Annotated in this window: 1 protein-coding gene; it reads left to right on the top strand. The window is 70.4% G+C overall.

Annotated features, from left to right (window positions below; translation table 11 throughout):
- On the top strand, positions 1-284 hold a 284-nt coding region (locus IH09_RS36295; protein WP_190233541.1), incomplete at both ends, for a transposase.

Below are 284 nucleotides of genomic sequence, written 5' to 3'. Positions count from 1 at the left end.
GCGAAGCCGTCGGCCTGCGTGATCGACGCGCAGAGCGTGAAGACCTCCACCAGCGTCCCCGCCGCCGGGCAGGGCATCGACGCGGCGAAGAAGATCGTGGGCCGCAAGCGGAGCATCGTCACCGACGCCCTCGGACTGATGCTCATGGTGCTGGTCACGGCCGCGAGCGTGCAGGACTCCGTCGCCGGCACCGACCTGATCGACCACGTAGCAGCCGCCCACCCCTCGATCCGCAAAGCCTGGGTCGACGGCGGCTACCGCCAGCACCTCGTCGAACACGCCGC

This window comes from Streptomyces celluloflavus (genome assembly GCA_000720995.1).
Taxonomy (GTDB): Bacteria; Actinomycetota; Actinomycetes; order Streptomycetales; family Streptomycetaceae; genus Streptomyces; species Streptomyces celluloflavus.
Note: the sequence above shows the minus strand (reverse complement) of the source record. Positions and strands in the feature narration are given on the sequence as shown.